This window comes from Blautia sp. MCC270, from assembly GCF_018785605.1.
GTDB classification, from domain to species: Bacteria; Bacillota; Clostridia; order Lachnospirales; family Lachnospiraceae; genus Blautia_A; species Blautia_A fusiformis.
Window position 1 is genome coordinate 37,541 of the sequence record NZ_WQQD01000103.1, and the last position, 21,136, is coordinate 58,676.

Sequence of the window (21,136 nt, forward strand, 5' to 3'; positions counted from 1 at the left end):
AATACTATACAGGAGGTATGAGATGTTTTTTTCAAAATTCACAAATGCAAATGTATCCGAAAAGATAACGGTTAAAGAGCGCCTGGCTTATGGATGCGGAGATTTTTCCAGCAATATCATGTATTCTGCCATGGCAGCGTTTCTTATGGAAAAGCAAGGATCTGGATCCTGCGGCTTGTGATCCCTTATGCGATTGGTACTGTGCTGCTGTTTTCTGTTCCGGCAGGATGGAGCGAGATGGCGAAATATATTTATATATTCTTCAGTTATAATATTGCATTTACAGTACTTTTTACCGGAATAAATCTTCCATATGCCACATTGACGGCACTGATGACACAGGATCAGTATGAACGCTCTGTTCTCAGTATTTTTCGAATGATCCTGGCAACCTGTGGTACATTGTTTATCAAGACCTGTACACTTCCGGTTGTGAAGTTTTTCGGTGATAATGCACGGGCCTGGACTTATACATTTGTTGTATTTGGCGCATTGGAGATCATCACATTTATGATCACATTCCTCTTTACAAGAGAGCGTGTAAATACCAGTGAAGATAAGAGAATGTCGGTTCCGATTTCTCTGGGATTCAAGGCACTGGTAAAAAACAAATACTGGTTTATGGCAACATTGAATTTGGTGCTAATCTTTATTGCACAGGGAGTTAATGGTTCTTCTGAGGTTTATTATGCAAAAGAAGTGCTTGGAAACGGAAATCTGGTTGGAACATTTTCCGTGGCACTTCAGGTTACGCAGATCGTCTGCATGTTCTTTATTGCAAGTTTTGTAAAGAAATTTGGAAAAAGAAATGTACTGATGACAGGTGCCGCGATCATGATCGTGGGTTACGGTATCATGGGCATAGGTGCGGAAAGTCTTCCGGTTCTGATAGCAGGATGTATGCTGCGTGGTGTTGGTAATGCGGGAATTTCTGCCTGCATGTTTGCAATGGTTACAGATACCATTGAGTATGGTGAATGGAAGACAGGAATCCGTACAGAAGGTCTGATCAATAGTGCAGCAAGTTTTGGACAGAAGATTGGAAATGGTCTTAGCAATGTGGTGATGGGAGCGATTCTTGCAGCAGGTGGATATGTGGGAACTGCGGCAACACAGACAGCAAGTGCAATTTCTGCTATCAAGGTAAGCTACATTTATGTGCCAATCGTCCTTACCGTGGCACAGATCATTGTTCTGGCGTTCTATCATCTTGACAAAGAATATGATACAATTCTGGAGAATCTTAAAAAGCGTCGCATTTCTAAATAATGAAAGGAAACAAATATGAAAGAACTTCTTTTTGGGGCGGCTTATTATGATGAATACATGCCGTATGACAGACTTGATAAAGATATAGAGATGATGAAAAAAGCGGGGATCAATACGGTGCGTATTGCGGAGTCTACATGGAGCACCTGCGAGCCCCAGGATGGGGTGTTTGATTTTTCCCATGTGGAGCGTGTGATGGATGCTATGGAGGAAGCTGGGATCAATGTGATCATCGGAACGCCCACGTATGCAGTTCCTGCGTGGATGGTGAAAGCTCACCCGGATGTGATCGCTACAACGAAAAAAGGCGCAGGGATCTATGGTGCAAGACAGATCATGGACATTACCAATCCGGTATATCTTTTTTATGCGGAGCGTGTGATCCGCAAGCTGATGGAGATCAGTGCCTACAGGAAATGTGTCATAGGTTTCCAGGTGGATAATGAGACCAAGTATTACGGCACAGCAGGTAAGAATGTACAGCTGGCTTTTGTGAAATATTTAAGAGAAAAATTTCATGATGATCTGGATGCCATGAATTATGAATTTGGGCTGGATTACTGGAGCAACCGGATCGATGCGTGGGAGGATTTTCCGGATGTGAGAGGAACCATCAATGGCAGCCTGGGAGCAGAGTTTGAGAAATTTCAGAGGACTCTGGTGGATAGATTCTTAAGCTGGCAGGCCGGGATCGTCAGTGAGTATAAGAGAGAAGATCAGTTTATTACTCACAATATGGATTTTGAGTGGAGAGGTTATTCTTACGGAGTGCAGCCGGATGTGAATCATCTGTATGTTTCGAAGGCTCTGACCATTGCCGGAACCGATATTTATCATCCCTCCCAGGATGAGCTGACCGGTACGGAGATCGCTTTTGGCGGGGATATGATCCGTAGTCTGAAGCATGATAATTATCTGGTGTTGGAGACGGAAGCACAGGGATTTCCATGCTGGACGCCATATAAGGGACAGCTTCGGCTTTGTGCTTACAGCCACCTTGCGTCCGGGGCCAACAGTGTGATGTACTGGCACTGGCATTCTATCCATAATTCATTTGAGACCTACTGGAAGGGGCTTCTCAGCCATGATCTTGCGGAGAATGATACTTACCGGGAGGCTTGCATCATTGGAAAGGAATTTCGGGAAAAAGGCAGTCATCTGGTAAATCTCAAGAAGAAAAATGATGTGGCTGTGATGGTAAGTAATGAGGCTCTGACTGCGCTGAACTGGTTTGGTATCCAGGCGACTTCCGGGGATAATAGAGAGATCCGATACAATGATGTGGTGCGTTGGATCTACGATGCATTGTACCGGATGAATGTGGAGTGTGATTTCATCTGGCCGGAATCCGAGGATCTTTCTCAGTATAAGGCAATTTTTGTACCGGCGCTTTATGCTGCACCTGACAGCACTTTAGAGAGGCTGAATCAGTATGTGAAAGACGGTGGTACGCTGGTTGTCACATTTAAAAGTGGCTTTGCCAATGAAAATGTGAAGGTTCATGCAGATGCACAGCCGCATATCCTTAAAGATGCTCTGGGTATCAGCTATGATCAGTTTACTTTTCCGCACAATGTGAAGCTGTCAGGAAAACTGTATGGTGCGGAAAGTTTGGATGATTTTGCAAGGAGTGCAGATGCAGATATAAATTCTGATGATGCGGATTCGGCAGAGATTGGAGAAGTCAGGGTCTTTATGGAACTTCTCAAACTGGAAGGTGCAGAGGTGCTTGCAGGATATGAACATTACAACTGGAAAGGATATGCTGCAATAACCAGAAACCAGTATGGAAAAGGTATGGCATACTATCTGGGATGCATGACAGATGATGCCACACTTCAGAATGTGATAAAAGCTGCTCTTGGCGATGCAGGGGTAAAGTTATCCGGTTATGAATATCCGGTGATCGTCCGTGAAGGAACGAATGATCTTGGAAAAACTGTTCGGTATTTTCTGAATTATTCTGCAAAGGAGCGGTCTGTTGCGTATAAATACAGTGATGGAGAAGACGTACTTACCGGTGAGACGATCAAAGCGGAGTCACAGCTGATCATTCCTGCGTGGGATGTACGGATCGTTGAAGCCTGAGAGACTTTTCTTTACCTTGACATCTTCCGTGAGAGTATGCACAATAAGAGTATCATAAACTTGTCGTACAGAAATAAATTATGAAACAAGGGGGGGACAAACATGCAGAACATTCTCATTGTAGTAGACATGCAAAATGATTTCATCGACGGTGCGCTTGGCACGAAGGAGGCAGCTGCCATTGTTCCGAAGATGGAGGAGAAGATCCGGGATTTTGAAGGAAAGGTATTTTTCACAAGGGATACCCATGAAACGTATTATCTGGAGACACAGGAAGGGAAAAACCTTCCGGTTCCTCACTGTATCCGGGGCACAGCTGGATGGCAGATCCGGGAAGAGCTGGACGCCTTAAGGAAAACAGAACCCATTGACAAAGAAACCTTCGGCTCCACTGATCTGGCGGGAGAACTGGTTGCACTCAATGAGGATGAAGAAATCGGAAGCATTACTCTTATGGGACTTTGCACAGATATCTGTGTGATCTCCAATGCCCTTCTGATCAAGGCATCCCTTCCAGAAGTGCAGATCTGTGTTGATGCCACATGCTGCGCAGGTGTAACACCGGAGAGTCATGAGAATGCACTGAAAGCCATGGAGGCGTGCCAGATCAGGATCATCCGGTAAATATATCTGACAGAAAACAAATATCTTATTAATAATAAAACTATCCTGAACAAGTTAGAAAGATGAGAAGCTCTGTACTTGTCAGGATAGTTTTATTTTGGGTAAACAGAGAAATTATGCTGTCAACTGTGATCTGTATAAGTATACCCGTTCGGGATTAATTTTCGGATTTTAACTTGAAAATATACCCGTTCGGGATTAATATGTTGATTATGCTATAAATGAGCAAATTCGAAAAATTGCACAAAATTATACTGCTAATTTTATAAATAAGTCAAAATCTTCGGATTCCCTGTGCAGAACGTATCTGATAGCGGTCCAGTGCCAGCTTATCCTTACACTGGCGGAAAAATACTTCAACTGACTATCGGCATACGTAATAAGACAGAATCCCGTCCGTTGTTAAAGATACATCGGTACTGAGAAAAGCACGCAATGCTTTGGGATTACCAAATTCACTGAGTTTCTTTTTCATTCCCGATGGATACAGCAAGCGGTTTGTCTTTAAAGCACCTATGGTATGGAACCCTTTCTGTGCAAAGGCATTGATTATTTTTTCAGAAACATACCAGCAGTCACAAAGAAAATAGGACATTACCGGCGGAACAGGCAGTTCCTTTGCGATGTTCTGTACAATATCAATTTTGGAAAGTGATTTGTTGTACATTACAAAAGCATAATTCAGAACAATGCCGTTACAGGAAAGCATAACTGCAACTGCCTGAATAATATTTGCGAGAGGCACCTTCTTTCTTTCGTGAATGTTGTAATGTTTGTTTGGTCACTTTCATTATACAACATAATCGAAGTTAAGGTTTCTTTCTTTTATGCAAAATCACGAACTTGCTCATTTATAGTATTATAACTATAAATATTAGAGGATGAGTTGAAACAATATTGAAGCAACATGCGTGACCGTTGGAATAAGAATGGTGATGCAGTAAAAGCGTGTAGCAGGAAGGCGACAGTGGTTTTATGGATGAATATAAGTGTGAAATTATATATCCGAATCAGGATATTGATTTCCGGATTTCTTTTTTTATTGATGAGGGGTCTGCATGGTCGATTCCCCATTTTCACAACTGGATTGAGATTGTTTATCTTTTGAATGGAACTTTAGATTTTCGAATTGAGAATGAAGAGTATCATCTGACAAAGAATCAGATCATGGTCGTAAAGCCAATGGTAATGCATTCGACATGCTGCATTGATGGGAATACGGCAATTCTCCTTCAGATTCCGATTTCTTTTCTGGAAAAATTTGATATAAATATTCAGAATTACGAGTTTAAGATCAATTATGAAAATCTGACTGAGGTTCAGCAGGAACAGATATGGAAAATGTCATTGATTTGTCAGAAAATTTTTATTAGTTATGAACAGAATCGCCCAGGTCGGATTTTTGAGTGCTACAGCCTTGCATTTGACCTGGTGAGCCGTTTGATGAATTATTTCACTGTATCAGCTGTGGGTGGAGAAAATCTGCGAAAAAGCGAAAAAGACCGAAAGCGGATTCAGAACATTTTTACGTATATGGACAATCATTTTTCGGAAGATCTGACATTGGCTGGGGTTGCAGAAAAATTTGGTCTGTCGTCAGTCTATTTTTCAAGATATTTTAAGAAGATGTCTGGTGTAACCTTCCTTGAATATTTGCAGAGAGTACGTCTCAATCGGATTCAGAAGGATCTGCTTTGTACGGACTATACTATCCAGTATATTTTGGATCGAAATGGGTTTCATAATTACAAGCTTTTCTTGAAGCTGTTTAAGGAAGTTTATCACTGTACACCGAAAGAATATCGGTCAAGGAAGTGAAAAATGCCGATGCTGTGGAAAAAATAAAAAACGTCTTCTGTCAGTATCGACTATATTTATGTAAAAAAGAGAAAGAAAAAGTATAAAATGACCAAAAATAAAGCTAGAAAACGTCCTGTTGTATGCCGGAGCAAAATGCTAGAATATAAGAACGATAAGCGCTTATGAAATTGGAGATAAAGAAAAGAGAAATATAAAGGGAAAACAGGAGGTTCCAATGAAGCGAATAGGAAAAATATTAGCAGGCCTTGGCATTGTAGGCAGCGTTGTATTTGGAAGTATGACAGTAAACGCAGCGTCTGAAATCGAGATTTTTTCTTCCAAACAGGAAAATATGGATATTATGCAGAAGCTGGTTGACGGCTTTAACAAGAGCCAGGATGAGGTGACGGTTAAATTAAATGCTCCGGCTGATGCAGGAACCGTATTAAAAACGCGTCTGGCAAAGAATGATGTTCCAGATGTTCTTGCATTCAATTATGACCATACAATGAGAGAGCTTCTGCAGGAAGGATTTTTTATGGATCTGAGTGAGGATCCGCTTGCGGATCACTGTTATGATGAATATAAGAATTTTATTAAAGCAGACAATAATGAAGATAATCCGGATGCTCTTTACGCACTTCCGTATGTGGCAAACGCAGGCGGAGTTATTTACAACGTAGATAAGTTTGCCGAACTTGGCGTGGAGATTCCGAAGACGTGGGATGAATTTATGACTGTGATTGAGAAGATTGAGGAAAAAGGAGAAAATCCATTCCTGTTCCCGTTTAAAGACAGTTGGACTGCAATGCACCCATTTATTTATCTTGAGTCTGTTTATCAGCCGGAGAATTTTGAGGCAGACAGAAAAGCCGGAAAAACGACGTATGTGGGAACGCATGAGAAAATCACAGAGATGTTTTTGACACTTTTGGATCATACGTCTACAGATTATATGGGACTGTCCTATGCAGATGCAAATAAAGCATTTGCGAATGGAGAGGCTTATATGATGATTAACGGAAACTGGGTGCTTCCTGAGATTAAGAAAGCAAATCCGGACTGCAATGTATCGATGTTTACAATGCCTGCGTCGAATGATGCAAAGAAAAACGCAATCAGTACGGGCGTTGATTTAATGTTTTCGATTTCAGAGGATTGTAAAGATCCGGAGGGAGCAAAAGCATTTATTGAGTATATGATGCAACCTGAGCAGGCACAGGCTTATATAGATGATCAGGTTGCCCTTTCTGTAATTGATACCGCAACGCAGAAAGATCCGTCAGTCAGCGGGATACAGGACGTAATTAAAAAGGAAAAGGTACATCTGTTTGCTGACATGCAGATTCCAGATGGTATGGATCTGGGTGCGGAAATGAGCGCACTTTGCCTGAATTACTCCAGCGGAATGAGCAAAAAAGAGGCAACGGCAGAGTTCCTTGCAGATATGGATGAAAAATTCGATACAGCAATAATGCAGTAGCAGTTGAAGTAGCCTGTGAGAGGGGAGTATGCAGATTACGTCTGCATGCTCCTTCTTGGTTTGGAGGGCGTTGTAAAGGAATTTTGAACGGTCTGTTTTACTCAAAAAGAGATTTGCAGGCTATTTTACGGACATAAGGAGATATATGTAACTTATTAACTGTTCAGCAAAGTCAGTAAAATCAAGGATTTTTGTTGAACATGCACTAAAAAGAATAGGGAGACTAAAAGTGAAAAAAAGAAAAGCAGAACCAATTCTTTATGTTATTGTGGCAGTAGTGGTCATCCTGTTTTGCCTGTTCAATACGTATCCGTTTCTCAAGGGAATTTTTTACAGTTTTACAAACTGGAAGGGATACGGGAAATGGGAAACGGTGGGATTTCGAAACTACATAAATTTATTCCGAGATAAGGATGTACTTCATGCATATGCATTTACAATTGAATTTGCTGTGATTTGTACAATTGCGGTCAATATTTTAAGTCTGATCCTGGCGTGCGCGCTGAATGCAAAAATCAAGTATAAAAATTTCCTGAAGGCTGTTTATTTTCTTCCCTACATGCTGGGAACGTTGATAGTTGGCTATATTTTTAACTATATTTTCAGTGCTTTGCTTCCGCAGGTCGGTACTGCGCTTGGCATCGAATGGATGAGCAGAAATCTGCTTGGAGGTGTGCATGCAAAATGGGGCATTATTTTTGTTACAATCTGGAGTTCCTGTGCGTTTAACACGCTGATTTACATAGCTGGTCTCCAGTCGATTGATAAAGAAATTTATGAGGCGGCTTCGCTGGATGGGGCGGTTCGGTTTACACGCTTTCGGACAATTACATTTCCGTTGCTCGCTTCTTCGTTTACTGTAAATATGGTTCTGGCGGCAAAATCATATCTGATGGTATACGATCAGATTATGGCGTTGACAGAAGGCGGACCGGGAAATTTAACAACGTCAATTTCTGTTCTGATTTATAAAAAAGGCTTTAGCGGAGGACAGTTTGCATTGCAGTCCGCAAACGCGGTTGTGTTGTTTCTGATTATTGTACTGATTTCTATGATACAGGTGCGTGTACTGGAGCGAAGGGAGGAAAAAATAGGATGAGAAACAAGAAGCAAAAGGCGGAAAAGAAAAATATGTTGGTTACTGTTCTGTTGCTGATCGGTGCAATCTGCATAATTTTTCTCCCACTGTATCTGACTGTTATTATTGCAATTAAGGATCCGACCGATATGAGACATGTGCTTGCATTGCCTAAAAAGCTTCGCCTTCAGAATTTTGTGGATGCTTGGAACTTGACCTGTTTTCCGAGGCGTTTTCTAAACACAGTATTTATTACGGCAGCGAATCTTGTTCTGACTCTTTTGATACATTCATTGGTATCCTACATTCTGACAAGATATCGGAAAAAAAGTCGTTTCTTTAATCTTGTATACTATTATCTTATCAGCGCAATGTTTATTCCGTTCAGTGTACTGATGCTTCCTCTTGCAGTGCAGGCAAACCGTTTTCATATTGATAATATTTATGGAATTGTGTTGCTTTATGTGCTGCTGGGTCTTCCGATGAATATTTTTCTGTACGGAGGAGCGATCCGTGCAACCCCGGAAGCACTTGATGAAGCAGCTAAAATTGACGGTGCGACGGGGCTGCAGACCTTTTTTTATATTATTTTTCCAATTTTGAAGCCGATGACTTCAACCGTTGCAATCCTATCTTTTATGTGGACATGGAATGATTTTATGATGCCATTGGTCATGCTCAGCGATACAAGTCAGCAGACGCTACAGCTGGCACAATACGTATTCCACAGCCAGTTTTCGGTGAACTATAATCTTGCGTTTGCGTCTTATCTGATGGTAATTCTTCCATTATTGATTTTGTATTTATTCTGTCAGCGATGGATTATGGACGGTGTTGTGACTGGAAGCGTGAAATAACGGAGGAGAATACAGGTGGAGCAGAAAATTATTTGGTATTCGCGGAAAACGGGAGCGATTACACAGGAGCAAAAAGAGTTGCAGGCAGAGAAGGAGTCAGGGCAGAAAAAACAGGTGGAGATGAATGTAATTGGAGTTTATCCGAATTATGTGCTCCAGGAAATGGATGGCTACGGATGTGCAATGACAGAGTCTGCCGCGTACGTCCTTCAGAATATGAAACCGGAACAGAGAAAAAAGGCGCTGAATGCCTGGTTTGGAAAAGATGGAATCAATGCATCCTTTGTACGGGTGCCGATTGACAGCTGTGATTATGCGTTATCAGAATACCAGGCAGTTGAGGATCCAATTGCCGATCCGGATTTTACGACGTTTTCTATTTCAAGGGATAAAAAATATATCATTCCGGTTTTAAAAGAGATCATGGAAATCAGACAGGGAAAGCTCGAAGTATTACTGACACCGTGGTCTCCTCCGGCAGCATGGAAAACAGCTCCGGAGATTGTGGAAAATGATGCAGCTGTCTATGGGGGAAGTGCGGAAAAACGGGATTTTACAAAGCCGGGGAGAAGTTTTGGAGGAAGGCTAAGGCCGGAGTATTATGGTGCGTGGGCGCGCTATCTTGTTAAATATATTCGTGCGTATCGTGAGGAAGGGATTCCGGTTACGATGCTTTCCATACAGAACGAGACAAATGCAGCGACGGACTGGGACAGCTGCGTATGGAGCGGAAAGGAAATAAAAATATTTCTCACGCACTACTTATATCCGGAACTGAGCGCGTGCGGACTGCAAAAAGAAATTCAGATTTTTATCTGGGACCATAATAAGGAACGGATGCTTGAGCACCTTGAACAGGTTATGGATGAAAATACATCGGAAATGATCCGTGGATTTGCTTATCACTGGTACACCGGAGATCATTTTGATGCATTGTCGCTGGCGGCGCAGAAATACCCGGGGAAGATTCTAATGCATTCAGAAAGTTGCCCGATTCACCTGCCGGAAAAAGCCGTGTTCTATGATGTGCCGGAGAAGGAACGGAGAAAACTGTCGCCTGAGCAGCAGAAATTATTTGAAATTCCGGCAGCAGAGGTCAATTATCAAGATGCGGTAGATTATGCACATGATATTCTGGGAGACCTGAACCATGGAATGAACCGTTGGATCGAATGGAATGCGATTCTGGACTGGAAGGGAGGGCCACGCCATGTAGGCGGTGGCTTTGGAAGTATTCTGCTTGCAGAGGAAGACGGAAGCTGTAAAATCCTGCCGGCGTACGAATACGTGAAGCTGATTGCGCAGACTGTCAAGCCTGGTGCAAAACGTATCGGGATCAGTTTCTGCGACGACGGGATAGAAGGAACCGCTGTCAAAAATACCGATGGAAGTATTGGAATTGTACTTTTGAATTCGAAGGAAAAGGACAGGAAGATAACCATTCGGATTTGCGGATATCTCATTCCGATACAGTTAGCTGCGCATACATTGAGTTCTGTGAATATGCGGGCAGATATTGTTGAGTAAAGAATAAAGACAAGGGGAGAATCGTGAAGATTCGCCCCTTTTTGGTACGCCTGGCGGCACACGTCGCTAATGGATGCAAGTATGTATAGTATTTGCGAGAGGCACCTTCTTTCTTTCGTGAATGTTGCAATGTTTGTTTGGTCACTTTCATTATACAACATAATCGAAGTTAAGGTGTCTTTCTTTTATGCAAAATCACGAACTTGCTCATTTATGTATTATGAATAGAATTGGTAATTATATAAAAGAAGAAAGAAAAAAAGCTGGCCTTACGCAGGAAGAGTTCGCAATGCGTGCTGGCCTGGGACTTAGATTTATACGAGAACTGGAGCATGGAAAAGAAACTGTGCGTCTGGATAAAGTAAATCAGGCATTGGCAATGTTCGGAAAAGAAACTGTACCGGGAGAAAGGGAGGATTAACAACCATTCTGTTTCCATTTTTTGATGGTCTGATTCCGGAGGGATGGCTTCTTGGAGTAGTCAGTCGAAACTGGAAAATTAATCAGAAGGACAGATTTGGCCTTTTATTGGCGGCCTGCAGAGATTGTATCGGGGATGTTTGTATCAGAGGAGAAATGATATGAAATGTTTATGTTGTAGAAAAATGATCAATCAAAACGCGTCAGAATCAGAGAAACAATGGCAGTGGCACATGCACTTATAAAAATGAATGGAGAGTATGCATATATTACAAAACGGATTGACCGGGAGATAACGGAAATTCAGATATGCATTTGAAAAATTTTTATTGAAAGAGACGGAACCTGGCAGAATCCTGTGAGATACCATCTAATGTAGCAGAACGTATGCCGAAAAAATTACCGATGCGAATATCCACTTGACTGGATCTCTTTACCTTGACATCTTCCGTGAGAGTATGCACAATAAAGGTATCATAAATTTGCCGGATCGCCTGTGTATCCATGTTCGGCTTCCCGGAGAAGATGAATAAACAGGCTCCGGAGGCAAGAGAAAAGATTGAAAAAGAACTGTTGAAGTAAACTGAATATTCTTGCATAAGCTGTCGCATTAATGTGCTACAGCTTATTTTTTTGAAAAATACCGATAAAAATGTGGACAAAACCGAAAATAATGGTTAAACACATGCCTAAAAATCAAAAAATGAAAATTATACGAAATATATAATATAAACCCGGAATGGATAAAAAATATATAGACATATTTACAAATCGACATCGCGGATATCAATACCGGAAAAAGTGGTGAAATAACGGGAGGAAGAGAATATGCTGAAATTTTTTAAAGGAAAAGATAAAGGAAATTTAATCTATGCACCCTGCAAGGGTAGAGTGGTTCCCCTTGCGGAGGTTCCGGACCCTGTCTTTGCGGATAAGGTACTGGGTGACGGTTTTGCCGTGATCCCGGCAGACGGCAGGATATATGCTCCGGCAGACGGTGAGGTGGCAATGGTATTTGATACGCTTCATGCAGTTACGCTGACAAGCACTCAGGGCGCGGAAATACTGATACATATCGGACTGGATACAGTCACACTTAAGGGCGAACCTTTTAAAGCGCACGTTGCAGCAGGTGACAAGGTTAAAAAGGGTGATCTTCTGATAGAGGCTGATCTGGACAAAATTGAGAAAGCCGGTTTAAACACGATTATCCCGGTTCTGATCTGCAACACAGATGATTACGGAAAGATAAGCCTCCAGAAGGAGGGGGATGTTTCGGCGGATGAAGCCGTCCTCAAGCTTTCATGATCATCTTCATGCAGCTGACAGGCTTATAGCAGCCCGGAGATAGTAGCAATTTTCGGGGTGTTATAACCGGAGTGATCCGGTCAAATATATTTATTTTAAGGGAGGGGAAATATATGAAATTTCTTCAAAAACTGGGAAAAGCGTTAATGCTTCCGGTGGCAGTACTGCCAATCTGTGGTATCCTCATGGGTATCGGATACTGGTTATGTCCGGCAACTATGCAGGGTGGAGACATTCATGGCGCAGCCAATCTGATCGGTCTGTTTCTGGTTAAGGCAGGCGGAGCTCTGATCGACAACATGGCAATCCTTTTTGCTATCGGTGTCGGTGTCGGTATGTCAGAAAAGAATGACGGAACCGGCGGAATTGCTGCACTTGCATCCTGGCTGATGCTCACAACACTTCTTTCTACAGGATTTGTTACAACCATCATGCCATCAATCGCTGACAATGCAACAAAGACTCTTGCATTTGACAAAATTGCGAATCCTTTTATCGGAATCCTTGCCGGTATCATCGGATCTACATGCTATAACAAATTCAAGAGCACCAAGCTTCCTGACTGGCTGTCATTCTTCAGCGGCAAGCGCTGCGTAGCGATCATCGCAGGAGTGGTTTCCATTATCGTATCTGCTGTATTACTGTTTGTGTGGCCATTACTTTTCAGTGCACTTGTAGCATTAGGAAAAGCAGTTGCAGGTATGGATGTTGTTGGTGCAGGTATCTATGCATTCCTGAACCGTCTGCTGATCCCTACCGGATTACATCACGCACTGAACAATGTATTCTGGTTTGACACCATCGGACTTGGTGATCTTCAGCACTTCTGGGCAGGTGAAACCTCTGCAGATGTATCCTGGAGCCTTGGAATGTACATGTCCGGATTCTTCCCATGTATGATGTTTGGTATTCCTGGTGCAGCACTTGCAATGGTAAGATGTGCGAAACCTGCAAAGAAAAAAATCGCGATCGGTCTTGTTGCATCTGCAGCGATCTGTGCATTTATCTGTGGTGTAACTGAGCCGTTCGAGTTTGGATTTATGTTCCTTGCTCCTGGCCTCTATGTGATCTATTCATTACTTTACGGTATCTTTACCATGATCACAGTTGCTCTTGGATTCCGTGCAGGCTTCAGCTTCTCCGCCGGTGCGATGGATTTACTTTTCTCATCCTCACTTCCGGCAGCACAGAAGACATGGCTCATCCTTCCTCTTGGAATTGCAGCATTTATCGTATTCTATGTTGTATTCCTTTTTGCCATCAAGAAATTTGATCTGAAGACTCCGGGAAGAGAAGACGATGACGATCTTGAGGCAGAGAAGAATATCGAGCTTGCAAATGATGACTATACTGCTATTGCCGCGAAGATCCTTGAAGGCTGTGGCGGAAAAGAGAACATCACAAGCATCGATAACTGCATCACAAGACTGAGACTTGAGGTTAAGGATATTACAGCTGTAAATGATAAGGTGATCAAATCTGCAGGTGTTGCAGGCGTGATCAAACCTGGAAAAACTTCTGTACAGGTTATTATCGGAACCAAGGTTCAGTTTGTTGCAGATGCATTTTCTGCGCTTTGTAAATAATGGCTTTTTTGAAGTCAGGTATTTGTTAAAATAATTATGGGGGCAGCAGCAGAACTGTAAAAACGGTTCTGCTGCTGTTTTTTGTATACCTTATATTGACCGATACTTTCAAAAAGCGTACAATGTTACTTCGATAAAAGGCAACCGGTCAGTGCGTTTACGATTGCAATATTTCTACAGGGGGAATGAAGTTAATGAAATCCTGCATATTTCACAAAAAATATCTTTTAGCCGGCATATATATTATTTTTGTTCTGTTTACCTGCTGTAATTCCCGATTTTATCATACACCGCTGGCAAAAATATGTTCCGTAACAGAAAAACAGACTCTGAGCAGAGAAGGAACCAGGGGCTCAAAAGAATATTACTATACTCAGAATATTACGGCACGGATATTAAACGGTTCGCATAAAGGGGAAAAAATAACGGTCTCTAATGAATATACATCTTCTCAGGTTCAGACCAAGAAATATCATAAAGGAGACACCGTTCTTTTAAGCGGTTCAAAGGAAAGCCCCGGAAAAACGATACGTTCTGTAAAAAGGGATGGGTATCTGGCATTACTGGCAGGAGGATTATTTTTTCTTCTGATCTGCATTACAGGAAAGCAGGGATTTTACACGATCATATCACTGATACTGAATACAGTCATATTTGCGTATGGATTTCAGGCTTTTACAGAAGGGAAAAATATTTTAAATATCTGTAATGTCATCGCAGTTCTTTTTTCACTGACTACATTGATCTGCTTAAATGGAATTCATAGAAAAACATTTTCCTCAGTTCTTTCAACACTGTGTGTTCTGTTTCTGATCATGGCATTGTTTGAATTTTCTATTTATATGTACGGAGATCTGGATTATTCCAATCTGGAATACCTTGGAAGTACAGGCAATTCAGCAGATATATTCTGGGCAGATATTATGCTGACAGGACTTGGTGCAATTATGGATGTGACGGTGACGATCAGCGCAGCAGTAGGAGAGATCGTGCGGAAAAATCCATCGGTTTCTCTGAGAAGACTGATACATTCCGGTCGTGAAATCGGATATGATATTATGGGAACCATGATAAATGTACTGCTGTTTGTTTTGGCAAGCGGCATGATTCCCATGTTCATACTTAAGATGAATAATGATATAAGCTTTGTAACGATCGTGAGATACCACATTCCATATGATATCTGTCGTTTTCTGATAGAAAGTATTGGAATTGTACTGGCAATACCGGTATCTGTTTTTATTGCTTCAGTGATTATGAAAATACCATCACGGAAAAGGGGTGTCAGAGAATGATCATTTTTCTTGCATTGATTTTAATTTTTCTGGTGATCTTGATTGGCGGAGAGCGTGGAGCCATGTCAATTATGACACTGGCGGGGAATATTGTAATTTTGTTTTTTTCAATTATGCTGATGTCTGCCGGTTTTCCTGTACTGCTCCTGATATTGGTGGCAGGTGCAGGTGTCTGTTATATTTCTCTGTTTTATCAGAACGGAAATAATCCAAAGACGCGGGCGGCTTTTCTGGCTACACTGCTGGTAATGTTACTTTTGTTTATTCCGATTTATATTATTACATGGAGATCAGGAAGTTACGGGTTAAATGAGCTGCAGATTTCGGAAGACGATTTTATGTATTATTACAGTACGGACCTTCATATTAACATGCTTCATGTAGGAATATTTGTAACTGTTTTCAGTACTCTTGGGGCTGTTATCGATACAGCATTATCTGTAACATCTTCTGTATATGAAGTCTGGACTCATAAAAACAGTCTGACAGCGAAAGAGCTTACAGCTTCCGGCTATCAGGTTGGGAAAGAAATTATCGGTACAACGGTAAATACGTTGCTGTTTGCTTATCTTGGAGGAACTATTTTATTATTTTCATACATTCAGACACAGCAATATAGCCTGGAGATCATTCTTAATTCCCAGTTCCTATTCCAGGATGTTGCAGTCATGCTATCTGGTGCGGTAGCCTGCCTTATTACCGTCCCGGTATCGATCAGATGTATTATTCGACAGATCTCATGAAGCATATCTCCACTGCACTGAATACGGAATCCATGGTCCCGATACAGATGTTCTTTCCTGTATTCAGCAGACGTGGGCTCTCTTTTATGAAAGCAGTTATTATATTTATGTATTTATGGGAGTGCTTTTACAGGCAGTTCCATTTCTGATCCTGGGAGTCCGTCTATCTTCGGCGCTTCAGACATATGTATCGGAAAAATGGATCGTAAAATTACGTGAAATGTGAAGAAAGTGTGAAATTAGCACTCGCCTCTTGACAGTGCTAATAATGCGTGTTATAGTACATACAGAACAAAGGAAGAGAGAAAAAAGAAATCTTCCGGAGAAAGTTCTTACAGAATTTGCAGATGTTTTCAGAAACAGTAAATTAAAAACGCCTGCGCAGCACGCAGCGAATATAGATCAGGAGGAATGAGTTATGTTAATGCCAAGTATTTTCGGAGAAGATTTATTTGATGATTTTATGGGATATCCGACAGGCCGTCAGGCAGCTGCCAATGCTTATCCTCAGGTGAAGGATATGATGAAGACAGATATCCGTGATGTAGATGGCAATTATGAACTGGAGATCGATCTTCCGGGATTTAAGAAAGAGGATGTGAAGATCCAGCTGAAGAATGGTTATCTGAACATTCAGGCAACCAGAGAAGAGAAGAAGGACGAGAAGGATGATAAAGGTAAATATGTTCGCAGAGAACGTTATACAGGAACCTGCAACAGAAGCTTTTATGTAGGCTCGAGCATTAAGCATGAAGATATCCATGCGAAATATGAGAACGGAATCCTTCATGTAACCTTCCCGAAGGAAGAGACCAAGAAAGAAGCAGAAGAGAAGAAATTTGTTTCTATTGATTGATCAGCATTTATTGTGAAGCCCCGGTACTGGATTGCAAGTCCTGGGTGATGGGATATAGCATAATAACAATATCCGGAACAACCCAAACGGATATTGCAAATATTAAAGCTCCAAATTGCACATCGCATTTGTTTATATAAATGAATATAACCCCCTTTTTTCAACCCCTCTGCCAATGCCCGGCAGAGGGGTTCTTTACGTTTCAGCCTGAAGTACAGAGGTGAATTCTGATTACTGTTTACTGGTAATATTCCGCGAAGCGTGTTGCTGAGAACGGAGTGAACAGTAACGAATTCTGATTAACTTTACACTCTTTCCTCACTCTGTTATACTTGGAACAGGTAAACAGCGGAAATTCGGCAATATTATAAAAGTGGGGAAAGAGTTTTTACAGAGGTGAATATATGGGAGATAAGATCAAGGTTATCATGGACTGTGACCCCGGAATCGATGACGGGATCGCACTGGCATATGCGGCAGCACATCAGGATGAACTGGAGCTGCTTGCAGTGACGACATCTGCAGGAAGTACCAGGATAGAAAGAGTGACCCAAAATGCACTGGAGCTGGTGGATTTTTACGGACTGAAGGTTCCGGTGGCAGGAGGCCAGGACCGTCCTCTTGTGAAAGCGGCAATTTATGCGGAAGAATTTCACGGAGAGACAGGGCTTGGTCATTGCGTACTGCCGGAAGCAAAATCAGAGGCTGCTTCTGACAATGCAGTGCTTTTTATCCGTGACATTCTGAATGCCATTCCGGAGGGCGAGCAGGTAGTAATGATCGAAACTGCACCAATGACTAATCTTGCACTTCTGTTGAAGGTTTTTCCTGAAATAAAGAATAAGATCAGAAAAATTGTTTTTACAGGCGGCGCAGCAAAAGGCGGAAACATCACACCGGCAGCGGAATTCAACATCTACGCAGATCCGGAGGCGGCAAAGATCGTATTCGATTCCGGAATCCCACTGATCATGTGTGGACTGGATGCTACCCTGAAATGTAATCTCACCAGAAACCAGATCATGAAGCTGTGCCAGTCCGGTGATCCGGCAGCCAGAGCCTGTGGAGATATGGCTGGCTACGTACTTGAAAATTTTTCCAAATATCGCTGCGTGGCAAGTATCCATGCTGCTGTACCGTTTATGTATCTCATCCATCCGGAGTTCTTTAAAACAGAAAAAGTATTCCTGGATGTGGATTGTTCAGACGGTGCCGGACGAGGTGCCACATTATGCGATTTCCGCTGGTGGCTACACGAAGAAGACGAAATGAAAGATATGATTCTGACAGATGCAGATACAGAAAGCTTCCAGCAGGAGCTGTTTGAAGCGATTTATTCTGTGTCCGAATGCAAAAATATGAAATAGCCGGACAACGATCCGGAAACAGCTGCATCTATGAAGCAGCTGAGCAGTCAGATAAGAGGACAGAAAACCCATGAACTATATTGTATTTGACCTGGAATGGAACCAGAATCCGGATGGAAGAAGACATCCGGATAGTCGGCTCCCGTTTGAGATCATAGAGATCGGGGCAGTAAAATTAAATGAAAAAAGAGAAATCGTTGATACTTTTCAGTGCCTGATCAAGCCCAAAGTGTACCACTGGATCCACGACAGTATCCACGAAGTGATCCACGTGGATTATCATGAACTGGAAAAAGGCATTCCTTTTCCAAGGGCAATCCGCAGATTTCTGGAATGGTGCGGGGAGGAGTATCGCTTTTTTACCTGGGGAGACCAGGATGTGATGGAACTTCAGCGCAATATGAAATACTATAATCTTCTGAAGCTGATGCCAGGGCCGGTGCATTACTACGATGTGCAGAAACTTTTCAGCATAAAATTCGAGGATGGAATATCCAGGCGTTCCCTGGAATATGCTACAGACTACCTGCAGCTTCCCAAAAACCGGGATTTTCACCGGGCACTGGCAGACGCCAGCTATACTGCCAGGATACTCCTGGAGATCGATGAAGCTTGCATGATCCGCCATCCGTCTCTGGATGTATATCAGAATCCAAAATCCAGAGACAGCGAGATCTATATTTCCTATACAGACCATGATAAGTTTGTGTCCAGGGAATTTGTATCAAAGGAGCGTCTGATGAAGGACCGCACCATGGTAAGTACCATGTGTCCCATTTGCAGATGCCCTGCCAAGAGGAAGATCCGTTGGTTCAGTACCAACAATTCCAAGGTATATTACAGCCTTGCCCTTTGCCATGAGCATGGACCTGTTGCCGGAAAGATCCGGATCCGAAAAACCGATGAGGGAAAATATTTCGGGGTGAAGACCCTGAGAGCAGAAGATACAGAAGCGGCGGATGAGATCCGTGAAAAGCACGAATCTCTCCGCCGCAGGAAAATGTTACGAAGTCAGGAGAAGATCTGATACGATGTTTCGTTCGTATTGCATTCCCCATCCGACCATTTGTTTCTTATAATAATATTTGCTTTTCAGACGCAGTGGGCCGACAGCATTCTGAAGAACGGCCTGGCGTTTGTTAAGCTGTGATTTTTTGATACCTTTTGGAAGAGTCACATAAACCTTTGTCTGATAATAAAACGGATAGGTGTTTCCGTTATTCTTAAGGATATATTTGTCACAAGGGAGTACCTTAAACGGGACTGGCTCCATGGACACCTTCATATCCACCTTTTCAAAATTTTCAAAACCATAATTAAAAAGAGAAGCGGTATCGCTGTAAGCATTTGCCGCGGAAGTAGAATTCAGGATCACGGCTACCAGCGTTATATTTCCTCGTTTGCAGTAGGTGACAAGTGTGTTGCCGGATGCATCCGTGTAGCCTGTTTTTCCGCCACGGACGCCTTCATAATAATATTCGCCGTTTTTCATCATCTTGTGATGATTGAGCAGCTGGCGGGCTTCCGCAAATTTATTGGTAGGCGGGATCTCGTAATAACGTTTGGTGCAGTATCGCCGGAAAAGAGGATTCAGCCAGGCGGATTTGGCGATCTTTGCCATGTCGGAGGCTGTGGTGTAATGATTCTCATCCGGAAGACCGTTGGGATTGTTAAAGTGTGTGTTCTTGCAGCCAAAAAGCTTGGCGCGCCAGTTCATGAGCTCTGTGAATTTCTTTACAGAGCCGGAAACTTCTTCCGCAACGGCGACAGACATTTCATTAGCGGACTGGAGCATGACAGCCATCAGGGCCTGATCCCTGGTGAATTTTTCACCGGGAGCAGCATAAATACTGGAATCTCCGGCAGTTACACTGGTGGAAGCTTTTTCAGATACGGTAATGTTTGTCTTAGCGTTCAGATTTTCGCAGGCAAGCAGTGTAGTCAGGATCTTCGTGATGCTGGCAGGGTAGAGCTGTGTGTCCGCATTTTTGGAATAAAGAACGGCTTCTGTATTTACGTCCATAAGGACTGCAGCCTGTGCTTCGATGCCGGGACCTTTGGGCCACCCGTCAATGGAATCGGTGTCGGCAGCCTGTGAATAATAGCTGGAGTGAGCTGGCGTGACTGCTGCGGCCTGACCATCAGGAACCGGTGTGGCAGTGACGATAGGATCACCATATTCATCGTATCCATAGGCAGCCGCCGCGCAGGGAGCTGCGCCTGTGAGCAGGATCCCTATGCCGAGAATGCCTGCAAAGATCCGACGCAAGGATCGTTTTTTCATATTTTTCATAACAAGATACCTTTCAGTGATAAATCCGGGCGAGAAGGTTATTATTCATTTGAGGATCAGTAACCGAAAAAATCTTGCCCGTTTTGTGATGAGGTGCAGTATTTCATTAATTATAGCATTGTATTAATGAAACGTTGTATTTTTGCCCTCAAGATTCTGTAGTAGTATACCACTTTCCTCCCGGAAAAACCACTTGCAGTCTGTGAAAATTCCATTAAGAAGAAGTGAACATACATATAATAAGAAAAATCCATGAAAACACTTGACATATGGATTTTCCCCAACCTATAATAGACAGCGTATATAGAAAAAGCTGTGATGGAGACAGTAGGCCATATGGAAAGCTTGCAGCGAACTGGGGATGGTGGGAGCCCGGGACGAGTAAATATGGCGGAATATCACTCCTGAGCTTCAGTTCCGAAGTTGTCCGGCAGCAGCCGGAAGAATATCTGATATACAGATGATCATTAAGTAAGAACTGACGGATTTCCTCCGTTACAGGGAACATATATCGGCAGATACAAAGAATTGTCCGCCATGAA

Annotated in this window: 18 protein-coding genes; 17 read left to right on the plus strand and 1 reads right to left on the minus strand. The window is 42.5% G+C overall.

Annotated features, from left to right (window positions below; all coding sequences use genetic code 11):
* Window positions 1–93 precede the first annotated feature (93 nt).
* The 17 genes from GPK58_RS12870 (at window position 94) to GPK58_RS12950 (ending at window position 19,328) form a co-directional block, all read left to right on the plus strand.
* Entirely contained in the window at window positions 94–1,269 is a 1,176-nt protein-coding gene (locus GPK58_RS12870) for an MFS transporter (RefSeq protein ID WP_330627268.1), read from the plus strand.
* A gap of 15 nt (window positions 1,270–1,284) precedes the next feature.
* Window positions 1,285–3,357, plus strand: coding sequence for a beta-galactosidase (locus GPK58_RS12875; protein WP_173722234.1), 2,073 nt, complete (start codon window positions 1,285–1,287; stop codon window positions 3,355–3,357).
* A gap of 102 nt (window positions 3,358–3,459) precedes the next feature.
* Window positions 3,460–3,981: a cysteine hydrolase family protein gene (locus tag GPK58_RS12880; RefSeq protein ID WP_173722233.1), complete on the plus strand. Its 522-nt coding sequence runs from the start codon at window positions 3,460–3,462 to the stop codon at window positions 3,979–3,981.
* Window positions 3,982–4,956: 975 nt separating this feature from the next.
* On the plus strand, window positions 4,957–5,799 hold the full coding sequence (locus GPK58_RS12885; RefSeq protein ID WP_256443693.1) for an AraC family transcriptional regulator: 843 nt from the start codon (window positions 4,957–4,959) through the stop codon (window positions 5,797–5,799).
* A gap of 217 nt (window positions 5,800–6,016) precedes the next feature.
* The gene (locus GPK58_RS12890; RefSeq protein WP_173722231.1) at window positions 6,017–7,264 is read left to right on the plus strand and encodes an ABC transporter substrate-binding protein; all 1,248 of its coding nucleotides are present in this window, start codon (window positions 6,017–6,019) and stop codon (window positions 7,262–7,264) included.
* 229 nt (window positions 7,265–7,493) lie between these two features.
* Window positions 7,494–8,363 (plus strand): carbohydrate ABC transporter permease, encoded by an 870-nt coding sequence (locus GPK58_RS12895; protein ID WP_215638765.1) that lies wholly within the window; start codon window positions 7,494–7,496, stop codon window positions 8,361–8,363.
* Entirely contained in the window at window positions 8,360–9,199 is an 840-nt protein-coding gene (locus GPK58_RS12900) for a carbohydrate ABC transporter permease (protein WP_215638766.1), read from the plus strand. The genes GPK58_RS12895 and GPK58_RS12900 overlap by 4 nt, the downstream gene beginning before the upstream one ends.
* 78 nt (window positions 9,200–9,277) lie before the next feature.
* Window positions 9,278–10,726 (plus strand): glycoside hydrolase family 30 protein, encoded by a 1,449-nt coding sequence (locus tag GPK58_RS12905; protein WP_215638767.1) that lies wholly within the window; start codon window positions 9,278–9,280, stop codon window positions 10,724–10,726.
* A gap of 187 nt (window positions 10,727–10,913) precedes the next feature.
* Complete coding sequence (locus GPK58_RS12910) at window positions 10,914–11,147, plus strand: helix-turn-helix transcriptional regulator (protein WP_330590534.1); 234 nt, start codon at window positions 10,914–10,916, stop codon at window positions 11,145–11,147.
* Window positions 11,148–11,155: 8 nt separating this feature from the next.
* Complete coding sequence (locus GPK58_RS13135) at window positions 11,156–11,311, plus strand: HipA N-terminal domain-containing protein (RefSeq protein ID WP_180214079.1); 156 nt, start codon at window positions 11,156–11,158, stop codon at window positions 11,309–11,311.
* A gap of 663 nt (window positions 11,312–11,974) precedes the next feature.
* Window positions 11,975–12,454 (plus strand): PTS sugar transporter subunit IIA, encoded by a 480-nt coding sequence (locus GPK58_RS12920; protein WP_015526406.1) that lies wholly within the window; start codon window positions 11,975–11,977, stop codon window positions 12,452–12,454.
* A gap of 113 nt (window positions 12,455–12,567) precedes the next feature.
* Window positions 12,568–14,040 carry a PTS transporter subunit EIIC gene (locus GPK58_RS12925; RefSeq protein WP_215638768.1) on the plus strand — a complete coding sequence of 491 codons (1,473 nt, stop codon included), beginning with the start codon at window positions 12,568–12,570 and terminating at the stop codon, window positions 14,038–14,040.
* Window positions 14,041–14,234: 194 nt separating this feature from the next.
* Window positions 14,235–15,335 (plus strand): YibE/F family protein, encoded by a 1,101-nt coding sequence (locus GPK58_RS12930; protein WP_059086597.1) that lies wholly within the window; start codon window positions 14,235–14,237, stop codon window positions 15,333–15,335.
* Window positions 15,332–16,078 carry a YibE/F family protein gene (locus tag GPK58_RS12935; protein WP_114002476.1) on the plus strand — a complete coding sequence of 249 codons (747 nt, stop codon included), beginning with the start codon at window positions 15,332–15,334 and terminating at the stop codon, window positions 16,076–16,078. Before GPK58_RS12930 ends, GPK58_RS12935 begins: the two co-directional genes overlap by 4 nt.
* A gap of 418 nt (window positions 16,079–16,496) precedes the next feature.
* Window positions 16,497–16,934 (plus strand): Hsp20/alpha crystallin family protein, encoded by a 438-nt coding sequence (locus GPK58_RS12940; protein WP_015526401.1) that lies wholly within the window; start codon window positions 16,497–16,499, stop codon window positions 16,932–16,934.
* Between the two features lie 404 nt (window positions 16,935–17,338).
* Window positions 17,339–18,301, plus strand: a complete 963-nt coding sequence (locus GPK58_RS12945; RefSeq protein ID WP_015526400.1) for a nucleoside hydrolase — start codon at window positions 17,339–17,341, stop codon at window positions 18,299–18,301.
* 70 nt (window positions 18,302–18,371) lie between these two features.
* Entirely contained in the window at window positions 18,372–19,328 is a 957-nt protein-coding gene (locus GPK58_RS12950; protein ID WP_021650273.1) for a 3'-5' exonuclease, read from the plus strand.
* On the opposite strand, the gene GPK58_RS12955 is transcribed toward GPK58_RS12950, so the two are convergent.
* A complete protein-coding gene (locus GPK58_RS12955; RefSeq protein WP_215638769.1) occupies window positions 19,305–20,594 on the minus strand; it encodes a D-alanyl-D-alanine carboxypeptidase family protein in 1,290 nt (429 codons plus the stop codon). The genes GPK58_RS12950 and GPK58_RS12955 overlap by 24 nt on opposite strands.
* Window positions 20,595–21,136: the final 542 nt, after the last annotated feature.